At 70.6% G+C, this 14555-nt stretch carries 18 protein-coding genes; 15 read left to right on the forward strand and 3 right to left on the reverse strand.

Annotated elements, in window-relative coordinates:
* The first annotated feature begins 203 nt into the window (after nt 1-203).
* Nucleotides 204-377 carry a transposase gene (locus tag ABT006_RS35215; RefSeq protein WP_502891058.1) on the forward strand — a complete coding sequence of 58 codons (174 nt, stop codon included), beginning with the start codon at nt 204-206 and terminating at the stop codon, nt 375-377.
* 30 nt (nt 378-407) lie between these two features.
* Nucleotides 408-1094: an IS5 family transposase gene (locus ABT006_RS34300; protein ID WP_502891059.1), complete on the forward strand. Its 687-nt coding sequence runs from the start codon at nt 408-410 to the stop codon at nt 1092-1094.
* Between the two features lie 23 nt (nt 1095-1117).
* Here ABT006_RS34300 and ABT006_RS34305 read toward each other — a convergent pair whose 3' ends face one another.
* Together ABT006_RS34305 and ABT006_RS34310 are read right to left on the reverse strand one after the other, a co-directional pair.
* Nucleotides 1118-1627, reverse strand: a complete 510-nt coding sequence (locus ABT006_RS34305) for a pyridoxamine 5'-phosphate oxidase family protein (protein WP_350712632.1) — start codon at nt 1625-1627, stop codon at nt 1118-1120.
* A gap of 556 nt (nt 1628-2183) precedes the next feature.
* Entirely contained in the window at nt 2184-2309 is a 126-nt protein-coding gene (locus tag ABT006_RS34310; RefSeq protein WP_350712647.1) for a hypothetical protein, read from the reverse strand.
* A 267-nt stretch (nt 2310-2576) separates the two neighbouring features.
* On the opposite strand from ABT006_RS34310, the gene ABT006_RS34315 reads away from it, so the two are divergent.
* The 12 genes from ABT006_RS34315 to ABT006_RS34370 all read left to right on the forward strand — a co-directional run bounded on the left by ABT006_RS34315 (nt 2577) and on the right by ABT006_RS34370 (nt 12973).
* Nucleotides 2577-3575, forward strand: coding sequence for an ABC transporter substrate-binding protein (locus ABT006_RS34315; protein WP_350712633.1), 999 nt, complete (start codon nt 2577-2579; stop codon nt 3573-3575).
* Between the two features lie 59 nt (nt 3576-3634).
* Entirely contained in the window at nt 3635-4402 is a 768-nt protein-coding gene (locus ABT006_RS34320) for an ABC transporter ATP-binding protein (RefSeq protein WP_350712634.1), read from the forward strand.
* Nucleotides 4399-5199: an ABC transporter permease gene (locus ABT006_RS34325; protein WP_350712635.1), complete on the forward strand. Its 801-nt coding sequence runs from the start codon at nt 4399-4401 to the stop codon at nt 5197-5199. The genes ABT006_RS34320 and ABT006_RS34325 overlap by 4 nt, the downstream gene beginning before the upstream one ends.
* Nucleotides 5196-6275 carry an Ldh family oxidoreductase gene (locus ABT006_RS34330; protein WP_350712636.1) on the forward strand — a complete coding sequence of 360 codons (1080 nt, stop codon included), beginning with the start codon at nt 5196-5198 and terminating at the stop codon, nt 6273-6275. Before ABT006_RS34325 ends, ABT006_RS34330 begins: the two co-directional genes overlap by 4 nt.
* 28 nt (nt 6276-6303) lie before the next feature.
* The gene (locus tag ABT006_RS34335; protein ID WP_350712637.1) at nt 6304-7038 is read left to right on the forward strand and encodes an SDR family NAD(P)-dependent oxidoreductase; all 735 of its coding nucleotides are present in this window, start codon (nt 6304-6306) and stop codon (nt 7036-7038) included.
* Entirely contained in the window at nt 7035-8675 is a 1641-nt protein-coding gene (locus ABT006_RS34340) for an FAD-dependent monooxygenase (protein WP_350712638.1), read from the forward strand. The genes ABT006_RS34335 and ABT006_RS34340 overlap by 4 nt, the downstream gene beginning before the upstream one ends.
* On the forward strand, nt 8668-9039 hold the full coding sequence (locus ABT006_RS34345) for a cupin domain-containing protein (RefSeq protein WP_350712639.1): 372 nt from the start codon (nt 8668-8670) through the stop codon (nt 9037-9039). Before ABT006_RS34340 ends, ABT006_RS34345 begins: the two co-directional genes overlap by 8 nt.
* Nucleotides 9036-9569, forward strand: a complete 534-nt coding sequence (locus ABT006_RS34350) for a cupin domain-containing protein (protein WP_350712640.1) — start codon at nt 9036-9038, stop codon at nt 9567-9569. The genes ABT006_RS34345 and ABT006_RS34350 overlap by 4 nt, the downstream gene beginning before the upstream one ends.
* 27 nt (nt 9570-9596) lie before the next feature.
* Complete coding sequence (locus tag ABT006_RS34355) at nt 9597-10007, forward strand: RidA family protein (protein ID WP_350712641.1); 411 nt, start codon at nt 9597-9599, stop codon at nt 10005-10007.
* On the forward strand, nt 10007-10888 hold the full coding sequence (locus ABT006_RS34360; RefSeq protein ID WP_350712642.1) for a fumarylacetoacetate hydrolase family protein: 882 nt from the start codon (nt 10007-10009) through the stop codon (nt 10886-10888). The genes ABT006_RS34355 and ABT006_RS34360 overlap by 1 nt, the downstream gene beginning before the upstream one ends.
* A 188-nt stretch (nt 10889-11076) precedes the next feature.
* Complete coding sequence (locus ABT006_RS34365; protein WP_350712643.1) at nt 11077-11847, forward strand: GntR family transcriptional regulator; 771 nt, start codon at nt 11077-11079, stop codon at nt 11845-11847.
* Between the two features lie 169 nt (nt 11848-12016).
* Nucleotides 12017-12973 (forward strand): amidohydrolase family protein, encoded by a 957-nt coding sequence (locus tag ABT006_RS34370; protein ID WP_350712644.1) that lies wholly within the window; start codon nt 12017-12019, stop codon nt 12971-12973.
* Nucleotides 12974-13076: 103 nt separating this feature from the next.
* On the opposite strand, the gene ABT006_RS34375 is transcribed toward ABT006_RS34370, so the two are convergent.
* Nucleotides 13077-13445, reverse strand: coding sequence for a hypothetical protein (locus tag ABT006_RS34375; RefSeq protein WP_350712645.1), 369 nt, complete (start codon nt 13443-13445; stop codon nt 13077-13079).
* A 101-nt stretch (nt 13446-13546) separates the two neighbouring features.
* On the opposite strand from ABT006_RS34375, the gene sigJ reads away from it, so the two are divergent.
* A complete protein-coding gene (gene sigJ, locus ABT006_RS34380) occupies nt 13547-14464 on the forward strand; it encodes an RNA polymerase sigma factor SigJ (RefSeq protein WP_350712646.1) in 918 nt (305 codons plus the stop codon).
* The last annotated feature ends 91 nt before the right edge of the window (nt 14465-14555 follow it).

A 14555-nucleotide genomic window follows, 5' to 3' on the forward strand; every position in this document is an offset into this window, starting at 1 on the left:
CCGACCCTGCGGCCGGGTCCTGCCCCGAGGTGATCTCGGTCGTCATCTGGCGTCTCTCCCTTGATCGGTCGATCAGCCGTTATTTGTACAGTCCCTTCGCGGACTCCGCGAATCGAAGAAATCCCACACCATCAATCTAGAATCACCCAAGATCCCTAATCAAGTTGGTGAGCCTTGGGCGTGTCCTGCCGATCTTGTAGTGGTTGATCGTTGACGATGCGCCGGTGGTACGTCGTGGCGAACTGACCGATGAGGCGTGGGCGGTGATCGCGCCGCTGCTTCCCGAGCCGGGTGGTGCTCGGGGGCGGTGGCGGGATTACCGGCAGGTCATCAACGGGATCTTGGTGGAAACTGCGCACGGGTGCGCCGTGGCGTGACCTGCCGGAACGGTTCGGGCCTTGGAAGACCTGCCACGAACGACTGCGCCGGTGGACCGCGGACGGGACGTGGGATCGGATCCTGGCCGCGGCGCAGGTTATGACGACGGCACACCGGTGCAATGGACGATCAGCATCGACTCGTCGATCGTGCGGGCGCATCAGCATGCCGCTGGCGCCCGTAAGAAGGGGCTCCCCAACCTGTCCGGCGACGCCTGGTGCGCAGGATGGCGAGGCGATCGGCCGGTCCCGAGGCGGACTGAGAGTACGAAGATCCACCTGGCGGTCGACGGGCGCGGCCGGCCGTTGTCGATCCTGCTCACCCCCGGCCAGGCCGGCGACAACCCCCAACTCCTCGCGCTGCTGGACGCGATCCGCGTCAACGAACCCGGACCCGGACGGCCCCGCAAACGCCCCGACGTGCTGGTCGCGGACAGGGGCTACGCCCACGACTCCACCTGCCGAACCCTGCGATCGCGCGGGATCCGGCACGTCATCCCGGAACGCTCCGACCAGGTCGCCTGCCGGTCCGCCAAGGGCAGCGCCGGCGGACGGCCACCGGACTTCGACAAGGAGGTCTACCGCAAGCGCAACGTCGTGGAGCGCTGCATTAACCGGCTCAAGCAGTGGCGTGACCTGGCCACCCGCTACGCCAAACGGGCATCCCTCTACCAGGCCAGCCTTGTCCTCATCGCCGCCATCATTTGGCTTGCGTGATTTTTCGGCCTGAAGAGGCATCTTCAGCGACGCCAGAATTGCCGGGGTGCGAACCCTTCACGTCGCAGCCAGTGCTCGGTATAGACAACCCGCTCTGCCTCAACGACCACGAGTGTGTCCTCGGGCGGCTCGGACAGGGGTCGCCCTCGCTCGGCGTGCTCGTTCTCCCATCGGAACGCCTCCCAATAGTGCGCACGGTCCGGATGCCCCGGATCAAGCACCCTGGCAGTTCCGAACAGTTGAGCCCCGCGACTGCTGGCCAGCCCGACCAGCGGCGCGAAGATCCCGACGGACACGCGCGGATCGGTAGCGATGTTGCGCATCTTCGGCGAACGCGGCGCGGCGGTGAAGAGCACCGCGAAGCCGAGCGGGTAGTACCGCACCGGGGTGGCCAGCGGCCCGTCCGGACCCGTGGTCGCGAGCACGCACATGTTCTGCGACGACAGTAGGTTGAGAATGCGCTCTTCAAGCCGTTCACGATCGAGCCGCCTCGCCGGCGTGGGCCCGGTCAGCCACGGGTTGGTCAACGGCATGCAGCGTCCTCGATCATGGCGAGCACCCTACCCACATGGCCTGCCCAACGGCTACCAAGATCGACAGGACACGCCCTTGTGGCCGCCACGTCGCGGATGGGGCGGCGACGGAAGCTTTCGCCCGCCCTGATCCTTCCCGTTCTCGGACTACGCACCAAGGTTAGGCGCACGGCTCCGCGGCTGAGGGAGCGTGCTCGGCGCGGTTCAGCCCGCGTCCGCCGCGGCCGGTGCGTCTACGAGATTGGTGAGTCGATGCGCCGCCCGCGTCACAGCAGTCGGCCCTTCAGCTGAGACCGCGGTGAGCGGCCCACAGCGCGCTGGCCTGGTTGGCAGCCTTGTCGACCAGGGCCACCAGCTCGGGCCTGTCGGGCACGGGGAACGAGGCATAGGTGCCTCGGCCGCCGCCAGTCGGTCGGCCGTACGCCTTTGCCGCGAGGCGCCCGTCCGGGAGGAGCTGCGGCAACCAGCAGCGGTTGCCTGGCGTGGAGCAGGGCACCTGCGGCGCTGGCCGCGACCGCGGTGCCCGGCGGCAGCACCAGCACGGCGGTCAGCGGTTTCACGGCAGCCAGCAGCGACACTGCCAGATAAGCACGGCCGCGCTGGACACCTCGATGAACGAGTCCAGGCCGAAACCGACCAGTGCCATCGCCGACGAGGGCGCCGCGCTGACGATGTCCCACATCGAGGCCTTCGAGCGGCCCGGGTACCGGCATCGTACAGCCGAGCCGAGCCGAGCGGCGACGTGCACGCTGTCGGCGCGTAACGCGACCTTGCAGTGTCGACTGTGGTCGCCGCTGGCGGTCGGCGGGGCGTACTGCCAGGTCAATGGGCCTGGGCGGGGGTGCGGTCGCCGGGTCGGGACCGCCGGAGGGGGCGGTGTTGCCAAAACGAGGTCTTGACGAGTCGGGAAGTTTGACATTTGATAAATCCCGCCGATGCAGGAGGTCTCATGTCAGCTCGCACCCGTCTCGTCGCGGCCGTCGCCGCAGCGGCTCTCACACTCACCATCGCCGGCTGTGGTGATTCGGAGAAGGCCGATTCCCCCGATGCCGCTTCCGTCACCTACCTGACCTCCTTCGGGACGTTCGGTCGGGACGCGTACGCATACGTCGCCCTGGAGAAGGGCTACTTCAAGGAGGCCGGGCTCAACGTCACCATCAAGCCCGGCACCGGCACCGTCGATGTCATGAAGCTGATCGGGTCGGGGCAGGCCGACTACGGCCCGGGCGACCTCTCCGGGGTCATCACCACGCTGGCCAACGAGAAGATGCCGGTGCGCGTGGTGGCCGCCATCCACCAGCGGTCGATGGCCGGCATCGCCTCGCTGGACAAGGCGATCGACTCGCCGGAGAAGCTGCCCGGCGCCAGCATCGCGGACAGCTCCGGCTCCACCAACATGATCATTTTCCCGGCGTACGCCAAGGCGGCCGGCATCGACCCGAAGTCGGTGAAGTTCGTCCCGTCCTCGCCGCAGTCGCTCCCGCAGTTGCTCGCCGCCGGCTCCGTGGACGCGATCGGCCAGTTCGCCGCCGGCAAGCCGCTGCTGGAGAAGGCGGCCGGTGGCAAGACCGTCACCATGCTGCCGTACGCGGACAAGCTTCCCGACCTGTACGGCAACGGCCTGCTGGTCTCCGCCGCGAAGCTGGAAAGCAACCGCGCGGAGGTCGAGAAGTTCACGGCAGCGCTGGTCAAGGGCCTGCTCTACGCGGTGGAGCACCCCGAGGAAGCCGCCCAGTTGCTCAAGAAGCACGACCGGACGGCCGACGAGAAGGTCGCCGCCGCCGAACTCACCGAGATGCGGCCGTACGTCCTGGGTGACGGCGGGCCGGCCGGAAAGCTGACGCGGGAGCGGGTGGAGGCGATGATCAAGCTCCTCGCCGGCACCGGCACCCTCAAGTCGACGCCGAACGCCGAAGACATCGGCGTCTACGACATCGCAAAGTCATAACTTCCTCTTCGACGGCGGTGCGCGCGGCTGGTTGCGGCGCGCACCGCGAGGGGCGAACCATGATCGGAATTCGTAACGTTTCGCAGATCTACCGCACCCGGGCCGGTGACGTGGAGGCCCTGCGTGATGTGTCGCTGGAGGTCGCCGACGGCGAGTTCGTGGCGATCGTCGGGCGGTCCGGGTGCGGTAAGTCCAGCCTGCTGCGGCTGGTGGCGGGCCTCCAGGCGGCCACCTCGGGCGAGATAACCGTCGCCGGCACCCCGATCCGGGGGCCACGGCGGGACATCGGCTTCATGTTCCAGCGCCCGGCCCTGCTGCCGTGGCGGTCGGTCATCGACAACGTGCTTCTGCCGACCGAGGTGTTCAAGCAGGACCGCCGGGACGCCCGGGCACGCGCACACGAACTGCTCGACCTGGTCGGGCTGAACGGCTTCGAGAAGCGCCTGCCGCACGAACTCTCCGGCGGCATGCAGCAGCGGGTCTCGCTGTGCCGGGCCCTCATCCAGCAGCCGCGGGTGCTGCTGATGGACGAGCCGTTCTCCGCGCTCGACGCGCTCACCCGCGCCGACCTCACGGTCGAACTCCAGCGCCTCCAGATGAAGCACGCCTCGACGGTGCTCTTCGTGACGCACTCGGTCGACGAGGCCGTGCTGCTTGCCGACCGGGTCGTCGTACTCAGCCCGCGACCGGGCCGGCTGCGGCAGATCGTGGGGATCGACATCGCCCGCCCGCGTTCGCTGGGACGCGACGGCCACTCGGCCGAACTCGGCGTGCTGCGCGCCCAGCTGCACGACCTGCTCATGACCCCCGAGGAGGTGGCACGGTGACGGTCACCGAAACCCGCCGTACCGGCCGCGACAAGCCACGCGCCGCAGGCCGCTGGGCGCAGCAACTCCCGCCCGTGCTCGGCGTCGTGGGCGCCACCGCCCTGTGGTGGGCGATCACGGTCGTCTTCGAGGTGGAGAGCTTCATCCTGCCGTCCCCGGTGCAGGTGGCGCAGACCATGGTCGAGGAGTCCGCCTACCTGTGGGACAACACCCTGGTCACCCTCTGGGAGACGCTGCTGGGCTTCCTGCTGGCCATCGCGGTCGGGGTGCCGCTGGCGCTGATCGTCACCGCCTCGCGGATGCTGGAACGGACCGTCTACCCGCTGCTGCTGATGCTCAACGCCGTACCGAAGGTGGCCGTCGCGCCGCTGCTGGTGGTGTGGATGGGCTTCGGCCAGTTCCCCAAGGTCTTCCTGGTCTTCCTGGTCTGCTTCTTCCCGATCGTCATCTCCACCGCCGCCGGCCTCAGTTCCACCCCGGCCGACCTGGTGGAGCTGGGCCGGTCGCTGAAGACCAACTGGTGGCAGACGTTCCGCATGATCCGGATGCCGGCCGCCGTCCCGCAGCTCTTCGTCGGTCTCAAGCTCGCCATCACCCTCGCCGTCATCGGCGCGGTGATCGCCGAGTTCGTCGGTGCCACCGAGGGGCTGGGCTACGCGATCGTCGCCTCCGGCGCCAGCGCCGACACCGCGTTGGCCTTCGCCGCGATGATCCTGCTCGGGGTGCTGAGTGTCGTGCTGTTCTACCTGCTCGCCGCAGTCGAGCGGTTCTTCGTACCGTGGGCGGACCGGTCATGAGCGCGCCGGACTTCCCGCCGACGGTCCCGGTCCGGTGGCTCACCGACGCTGTCGCCTCGGTCTTCGGCGCACTGGGCTTCTCCGAGCAGGCGGCCGGCCTGGTCGCCGGCTCCCTCGTGGACGCCGACATGCGGGGAATCCCCTCGCACGGGGTGATGCTGCTGCCGATGTACGTGGACCGGATCAGGGCCGGCTCGGTCAGCCGGGCCGAGCGGGCCGAGGTGGTCCGGGACAAGGGCGCCATCGCGGTGCTCGACGCCGGCCACGCGCTGGGGCAGCTCACCGGTGACCAGGCGATGCGGCTGGCGGTGACGAAGGCGCAGACGTACGGCGTCGGCGTGGTCACCGTCCGCCGGGCGTTCCACTTCGGCGGGGCGTTCCGCTACGTGGACCTCGCCGCGAACAGCGGCTGCGTCGGCATCGCGGCGGCCAACACCCGCCCGCTGATGCCCGCCCCGGGTGGCGCCTCGGCGGTGGTCGGCAACAACCCGCTCGCGGTGGGCGTACCCCGCGCGGGCGGCAAGCCGGTGATCCTCGACGTGGCGCTCTCCGAGGCCGCGCTCGGCAAGATCCGGCTTGCTGCCGGTGAGGGCCGCGAGATCCCCGCGAGCTGGGCGACCGACGCGCAGGGGCGGCCCACCACCGATCCGGCCGCCGCGCTCAAGGGACTGTTGTTGCCGTCCGGCGCCCACAAGGGATACGGTCTCGCGCTCATGATCGACGTACTGACCGGGGTGCTGTCCGGCGGGGCGTACGGCCGGGGCGTCCAGGGCCTCTACGCCGACGTCTCGGTGCCCAACGACTGCGCGCACTTCTTCCTCGCCCTGGACGCCGAGGCGTTCGCCGAGGACGCGGAGGAGATCGCCCGCCGGGTCGACGACCTGGCCGACCAGGTGCTCGGCTCCGCGCTGGCGCCCGGCACGGAGCAGGTCCACCTGCCCGGTGACATCGAAGCCGGCCGGTACGACCGGGCATCGCGCGACGGCGTCGCGCTCCAGCCGTCGGTCTTCGCCGGACTGGCGGAGGTCGCCGCCGGGCTGGGCGTGCCGCTCCCGTCACCGGCCAGCGCCGGCTGACCCCGGTCGACGAAGGAGGAAGGAAGTCATGCAGGCCAGTTTCGACGCCACCGGCGAGGTGCTCGTGGTCACCGGCGGCGCCAACGGGATCGGCGCCGCCCTCGCCCACGCGTACGCGGACGCGGGGGGCACGGCCGTCGTGTTCGACGTGGCTTCGGGCCAGCCGCACCCCAGCGGGCGGGTGCACGAGCACCGGGTGGACGTGTCCGACCGGGACGCGGTGCACGCCGCGGTCACCCGGGTGCTCGCCGAGCACGGGCGGATCGACGCCCTGGTGGCCGGAGCGGCGGTGCAGCCGCGGTGCGACGTGGTCGACATGGACCCCGAGCAGTGGCGCCGCACGCTGGCGGTGAACCTCGACGGGGTGGTCTGGTGCGCGCAGGCGGTCCTGCCGGACATGATCGCCCGCCGCTCGGGCGCGATCCTGGTCTTCGCCTCGGGCCTGGCCACCGCCGGCCGGGCGCAGGCGTCGGCCTACGCGGCGAGCAAGGGTGCGTTGATCGCCTTCGCCAAGTCGCTCGCCGCCGAGGTCGCCGAGCACCGGATCCGGGTGAACACCGTCTTCCCCGGAGTGGTGGACACCCCGCAGTTCCAGCAGGCCAACCCGACCGGTGGTGAACGGGAGCACTGGGCGCGGGCCACCGGCATCGGCACACCGGCCGACGTGGTCGGCCCGCTGATGTTCCTGCTCTCGCCCGCCGCGACCATGACCGGATCCACCCTCACCCGTGACCGGGCGTACCCGAGGAGCGAAGCACAATGAGCAGCACGACCGAGCAGTTGCCGGTGGGCATCGTGGGCGCCGGGCCGGTCGGCCTGGTCACCGCGCTGGGCCTGGCCCACTACGGCGTGCCGGTGGTCATCTTCGAGGAGGACGAGCGGCTGTCGCTGGACACCAAGGCCGGCACCGTCCTCACCCGCACCCTGGAGGTGCTGCACCGGTACGGCGCCCTGAACGACGTGCTGGCCGGGTCGCTGCGCATCGACGAGATCGGCGAGCTGGACCGGGCCACGAACACCCAGACCCTCAGCGTCCGGACCGGGGACCTCACCGAGGACACACGCTTCCCGTTCGTCATCAACATCCCGCAGCACGAGCTGGAGCCGATCCTGCGGCAGCGGCTCGACGCCACCGCCCCCGGCGCGCTGCACATGGGACACCGGCTGCTCGACTTCGTCCAGCACCCGGACCGGGTGGACCTGCGGCTGCGCACCGCCGAGGGGGAGCGGACGGTTCCGGTGCGGTACCTGCTGGGCTGCGACGGCGGTCGGTCCGCCGTCCGGGACCAGATCGGCGCGCGGGTCGAGGGCGAGACGTACCAGGAGCGTTACATGCTGGTCGACCTGAAGGTCGACCTGGACGTGGAGAACCCGCGCGACTACCCGTACCTGGCCTACTTCGGTGATCCCCAGGAGTGGATGATCCTGGTCCGCCAGCCGCACTGCTGGCGTTTCCTCTACCCGCTGCCGGCCGGGCAGGCCGAGCCGGACCGGGAGGAACTGGCCGACAAGGCACGCCGGTTCATCGGGGACACCAAGACCCTGGAGATCGTCGGCACCAACATCTACAACGTGCACCAGCGGGTGGCCGACCGGTGGCAGGACGGGCGGGTCTTCCTGCTCGGCGACGCCGCGCACCTGATCACCCCGATGTGGGCGCTGGGCCTGAACACCGGTGTCCTGGACGCCTCCAACCTGCCCTGGCGGATGGCCTGGGTGCTGCGCGGCTGGGCCGAGCCGAGCCTGCTCGACGGTTACCAGGTCGAGCAGGAACCGGTCGCCACCAAGGGCTCCGCGGCGATGGCCGCGGCGGCGCGGGCCTACATGGCCCGCCGCGCGGACGACCCGGGGGTGATGACCGCCGGCAACTGGGGCAACGCGTTCACCCGCGCCATGCTCGGCGTACGCCTCGACGTGAGCGGCACGGGCGACTGGTCGATGGTCGCCGCCGGTGACGAGCCGCTGCCGGTGCTGGCCGGGGCGCGCAGCCCCGACCTGCCGCTGTTCGGGCAGTCCGGCACGGTGCACCTGCACGACCTGGCCGCCGACGCCTTCGTGGCGCTCTACTTCACCGACCCGCGCCGGGTCCCGGCACTGCCGCCCCAGGAGTCGCCCGCGCTGCGGCACTACGTGGTGAGCCGGTGGGACGCGCCGCACGACTCCGGGCTGCGGGACCGGGCGCTGTTCGACCCGGGAGACCGGGTGCGGCGCCGCTTCGGGGTCGACAACGACACACTGGTGCTGGTCCGCCCGGACGGGCACGTGGCGGCGATCGTCCCGTTCGACCCCGTCTCCGGCATCGACACGGCCGCCCAGCTCTACGCCCGGATCACCGGCTGCCCACCGCCCGTGACCCGGTCCGACAACACCCTCGTCTGCGAAAGGGATGACAATGAGTAACTACGGTCACGCGACCGCCCCGGACGGAACCCAGGTCGAGCTCGGTGCCGTCGGCCAGCAGGTGGTCTTCGAGAACGACCAGGTGCGGGTCTGGGAGATCAGCCTGGCGCCCGGCGAGCAGCAGCCCTGGCACCACCACCTCAACCCGTACCTGGTGATCGCGCTGGAAGCCGCCGACAACCGGATCGACGCGCTCGCCGGTGGCGACCCCCGCCTGGTGCACGAGGACATCGGCGGGGTGGTCTACCGCGAGCCGGGGGAGATCCACATGCTCACCAACAACGGCACCACCCGGTACCGCAGCCGGCTCGTCGAGCTGAAGTGCCTGGGGGAGAACCTCGTGTCCGGTCAGGGCGAGCGATGAGCGACCAGCCGCTCGTACCGGCCCCGCCGGTGCCGGCCGGCGTCGACCCGCAGGAGTGGGCCAACAACCTCTCCGAACCGTCGAACTACGGCGGCGAGGCGGCCGACCGGTCCCGGGAGGAACTGGTACCCGGCCCGGACGGTCTGGTGCTGGCCCGCTTCCGCGAGATCCTGCTCCAGACCGACGAGCTGGACTGGGCGGACAAGACGCTGGCTGGCCTCTCCCACAAGGCGCTGTGGCGCAACGAGGAGACCGAGGCGTCCATCTCGCTGGTCCGGTTCCGCAAGGGCGCCGGCATCCCGCTGCGCCACTCACACGCGTCCAACCAGTTCATGTTCTGCCTCAGCGGCCGGTACACCTACGTGCCCACCGGGCTCACCCTCACCCCGGGCTCCTTCTACTGGAACCCCAAGGGCAGCCTGCACGGGCCCACGCTCGCCGAAGAAGAGAGCGTCCTGCTGGAGATCTACGACGGGCCGCACTACCCGACCCAGCCGGAGTGGTACACCGACCCGGCGGACGCCCGCTAGCTCCACCTCGAAGAAGAGAAGATAACGATGCCCAAGCAGCAGATTGTTTCCCCCGAGCTGGCCGCCCCGAACGGCCACTTCGCCCAGGCCACCCAGATCAGGGCGCGGGGCCGGATGGTGTTCGTGTCCGGCATGACCGCCCGCAACCGCGAGGGCGGGGTCACCGGCGTCGGCGACATCGCCGCCCAGACGCACCAGGTCTGCCAGAACCTGCGCGCCGCGATGACGGCTGCCGGCGGGTCGCTGGAGGACATCGTGCGAGTGGATGTCTACGTCCGCAACATGGAGGACTTCCACGCCATCCACGAGGTGCGCCGGCAGTACTTCACCGGTGAGCCGCCGGCCTCGACGATGGTGGAGGTCTCCAAGTTCGTGAACAAGGACTACCTGATCGAGATCAACGCGATCGGCGTGATCGACGACGAGCAGGACGCCTGATGAAGCTCGCCAGCGTTCTCACCGAGACCAGCCGGCGGATCGGGGTGGTCGACGGCGACACCGTCGCCGTGCTCCCCGCCGAGCTGGGCGAACTCGACGAGGCGATTCGTGGTGGCGCGGACGCGCTGGAGGCCGTCCGCGCCGCCGCGCGGCAGGTCACCACCGTGCCGTTGGCCGAGGTCCGGCTCGACGCGCCGCTGCGCCGGTTCAACCGGGACATCCTCTGCACCGGCTGGAACTACTGGGACCACTTCGAGGAGTCGCGCGGCAAACGGGAAGGGCAGGACCCCGCGGAACGGCCCAAGCACCCGACCTTCTTCACCAAGGGCCCGGACACGGTCGTCGGCCCGTACGACGACATCGCCTACGACCCGCAACTCTCCGCCAAGTGGGACTACGAGGCGGAGGTGGCGCTGGTCATCGGTGCGGACTGCCGTTCGGTGAGCGAGGCGGACGCGCTGTCGTACGTGGCGGCGTTCTGCGTGGCCAACGACGTGTCGCAGCGCGACCTGCAACGCGCACACGGCGGCCAGTGGCTCAAGGGCAAGAGCATCGACGCCACCATGCCGCTCGGGCCGTGGCTGACGACCGTGGACGAGGTGCCGGACCCGGCGAACCTGCGCATCCAGTGCGAGGTGAACGGCGTGCTGCTCCAGGACGCGTCGACCGGGCAGATGGCCTTCCCATTCGCCCGCATCATCGCGGAACTGAGTTGGGGGATGACCCTGCGGGCCGGCGACGTGGTGCTCACCGGTACGCCGAGCGGCATCGGAAACGCCCGTGACCCACAGGTGTTCCTGAACGACGGGGACCTGGTGGTGACCCGGGTGGAAGCACTCGGTGAGCTGCGCAACCGGGTGCGACTGACGAAGCTGCACTGACCCCGCGACGGGTGCGGGTCGGCGCAGCGCGGCGCCGACCCACACCGTTCCACAGCGACGAAATTGGTACCATTTCCAGGGCCCTGATGCGTTGGTGGGATCACCCGAGCACCCCATGAACATGGATCATGTCCCGCGCGAACGGGACGAGCACGGCATCCACCAGCGGCGCTATCCGGAGGCAAACCGTGGCAACAACGCATCGTCGACCCGTCCTGAGCGACGCCAACGACGACGGTCGGGCCGGTGCCGGTGGAGCCGACGGACAGCACCGCACCCTCGCCGACTCGGCGACCGCGGTCCTGCACGAGGCGATCCTCACCGGCCGGCTGCCGGCCGGCACCCCACTACGGCTCAACGAGATGGCCGACCTGCTCGGCATGAGCATGAGCCCGGTCCGCGAGTCGATCCGACGGTTGGCCGCGCTCGGCCTGGTCGAGGTGGTCCAGCACAAGGGCGCCTGGGTCATGCCGCTGACCGTCGAGGACGCGGTCGACACCCATGAGACCCGGATCGCCATGGAGACGGCACTGATCGAACGGGCGGCGACCCGGTTCACCGCCCAGGACGCCCGGCGTGCCGAGGCGGCACTCGACGAGCACCTCGCCGCGTCCGCGCGCGGCGACGCCACCGCTGCCCGCCGCGCACACACCGAGTTCCACTTCACCATCTACCGGGCGGCCGGATCGCGTTGGCTGCTGCGCGGTCTGGAGCCGGTCTGGGAGAACAGCGAGCGGTACCGGTTCGCAACGGTCACCCCGACGGGGCAGAACGAGGAGCGGGTCCGCGAGCACCGGGCCATCCTCGACGCGTGCGTCGCGGGGGACGTGGCGGCGGCGGTGACCGCCGTGCAGATCCACATCCAGAACGCGGCCGACCGGGTGATCGGCAAGATGAACACCGACGCCGCAGCAGTGCCCGCCGCCCGGGCGCCGGGACACGCGCGTACCGGAAGCTGACCGCCGGCGCCACCGCGTCAGCCGGTAGTGGCGCCGCCCTCCAACCGTCGGGGCACCTCCGCCCCGACGGACTGTCCGCCGCCGAGTCAGCGGCCACGCCAGCCACCATCCCGTACCGTCGGCGCGTCCCGTCGTGACCGCCGGTCGGGCCAACCGTTAGGAAGCCCCGTTGCCTGGCATCGACATGCACGCCCACCTCGCCCCCGACCTGCGCCCGGCCGACCTGCCAGGGGTGGCGGTCGACGGTGACGGCGCCGCCGTTCTCGGCGGCAAACGGGTCGGCCCGCCCGACCTGTACCACCCGGACCGGCTCGAGAACCACCTGGACCAGGCAGGGCTGGACGAGGCGATCGTCAGCGTGCCGCCGCCCTTCTACCGCCAGCGGCTGTCCGGACCGGAGGCGGCGGCGTGGGTCCGTGCGGTCAACGACGGCCTGCTCGCCGTGGTCGCCGACCGGCCCCGGCTCACCCCGCTGGCGTACCTGCCGTTCGAACATCCCGAAGTGGCCCTCGCCGAGTACGACCGGATCGCCACCGACGACCGCTGGGCCGGGGTGGTGGGCGCCGCCGGTGGAGACGCCGGGCCGCTCGACGGTCCGCCGCTGCACCCCCTGTGGCAGCGTCTCGACGCGGACCGGCGCACCGTGCAACTGCACCCCGCGCACTCGGCGGACCCCCGCCTGGAGCCCTACTACCTGGCCAACCTGCTGGGCAACCCGGTCGAGACGACGGTGGCAGTGGCCCAGCTCGTCTTCGGTGGGGTGCTCGGCGGGCACCCGGGAATCCGGTTCGTGCTGGTGCACTGTGGCGGCTGCGTGCCGGCGGTGGTCGGGCGCTGGGAGCGCGGTCACACCACCACCCGACCGGGCGTACCCGTGCTGTCGCCCACCCCGGCCGAGGCGGTGCGCGCCCTCTACGTCGACAATCTGGCCCACGATCCGCAGGTGGTCGACCTGGCGGTGTCGGTCTTCGGCGCGGACCGGCTGGTGCTCGGCAGCGACTGGCCGTTCCCGATGGGCACCGACGCTCCATCCGCCACGGTGGCACACCGGGGCGCTGACTACGCCCGGCAGGTGGCCACCGACAATGCGGCGCGGGCCCTGGGGCGGGCACCCGGCGGTCGGTGACAGGTCGGGCCGGGGGAGCCGTCGAACTGCCGCCTTTACCCGGCACCGGGGCCTGAGAGACCGCGCTGGTCAACGCGTTCCTTGTTAAGGCCCGTATCGGACCTCAGCGCCGGGCCAGCGCCAGCACACTCAGACCGAACATCACCACACCCAGGGGGAGATGGACCGACGGGACGTGCGCGATGCCCAGCACGACCTGGACCGAGGCGAGTACGAGGAATCCTGACGCGTGCCAGACAGGCCGGGGGGAACTGCCGCCCGGCTTCCACGCCAGCACCGCCGCGAGCACGTACAGCATCGACGCCCCGTACATCACACGGGCTCCGACACTGTGCAGCGTCTCTCCGTAGGAAGAGGTCAGCAGCAGTCCGGCGGAGACCGCCTGAAGGAAGATGGTCAGGGTCTGCAGGGCGATCGCGATCTGCAGGAACGAGGAACCGCGTTGTGCGTTCGCCGTCACCTGAGTGGCCATGTCACAGTCCCCTTTTCCGCCCTCGGGCAGTAGGTCGATAAGGTCTCACCAGTCCGACGACGCGGGCCTGCAAAAGGTAAGGCGAGGGGGCGGCCGGAAGCATGGGGACTGTCGCGACCAGCGCAGACGAGATCGTCGGCGAGCGGCGTCAACTGATCAATGTCGCCTACCGGTTGCTCGGTTCGGTGACCGAGGCCGAGGACGCCGTACAGGATGCCTACGCACGCTGGTACGGGCTGCCGCGAAGCCGGCAGGAGGAGATCCTGTCCCCGGGCGCCTGGCTGACGACGGTGACCAGCCGCATCTGCCTGGACCTGCTCGGCTCGGCGCGGGCCCGCCGTGAACGCTATGTCGGCGCGTGGCTGCCCGAGCCGCTGCCCGACCGCACCGAGTGGGACCACGCAGGCGGCGCCGACCCCACCGGCCGTGCAGACCCCGCCGACCAGATCGTTCTGGACGAGTCGGTGGCCATGGCCTTCCTCGTCGTCCTGGAGTCGATGACGCCCGCCGAGCGGGTGGCGTTCGTCCTGCACGAGGTCTTCCGGTACCCGTTCGCCGAGATCGCCGACGTTCTTGACCGGACCCCTGCGGCCTGCAAGCAGCTGGCGGCCTCCGCCCGGCGGCGGGTGAGCGTCGCGCGCGGTCGGGTGACGGCGACCGGCCAGGCCGACGTGGTGAGGCACGTCAAAAAAGCATGGGAGGCCAAGGACGTCGCAGCCCTCGTCGGTCTCCTCAACCCGGCTGCCGTGATGACCGCCGACGGCGGCGGCATGGTCGGCACCGTCCTGCGCCCGGTCGAGGGTGGCGCGCGCATCGCCCAGTACCTGGTCGCCATTGCCGACAAGGCTCCGGGGCTCGAACTCCTGGAGCGGTCGGTCAACGGTGTGCCGGGCCTGGTGGCCCAGCATGCCGGCGTCGTCGTGACCGTCGCCTCGTTCGACGTCGCCGACGGGCGCGTCACCCGGATCTGGGCGGTCCGCAACCCGGAGAAGCTGCGGCCGTGGGCGCGGGAGGGCTAGGGCGTGTCTCCTGGATCTTGAGTGCAGGTTCGGCTATCCACGTCTGTCGTGAGTGGGCGGTTTGAGCTGACGGATGTCGAGTACGCGCGGA

Origin of the sequence: Micromonospora sp. NPDC002717, assembly GCF_040295705.1 — a bacterium.
Classification (GTDB): Bacteria; Actinomycetota; Actinomycetes; order Mycobacteriales; family Micromonosporaceae; genus Micromonospora.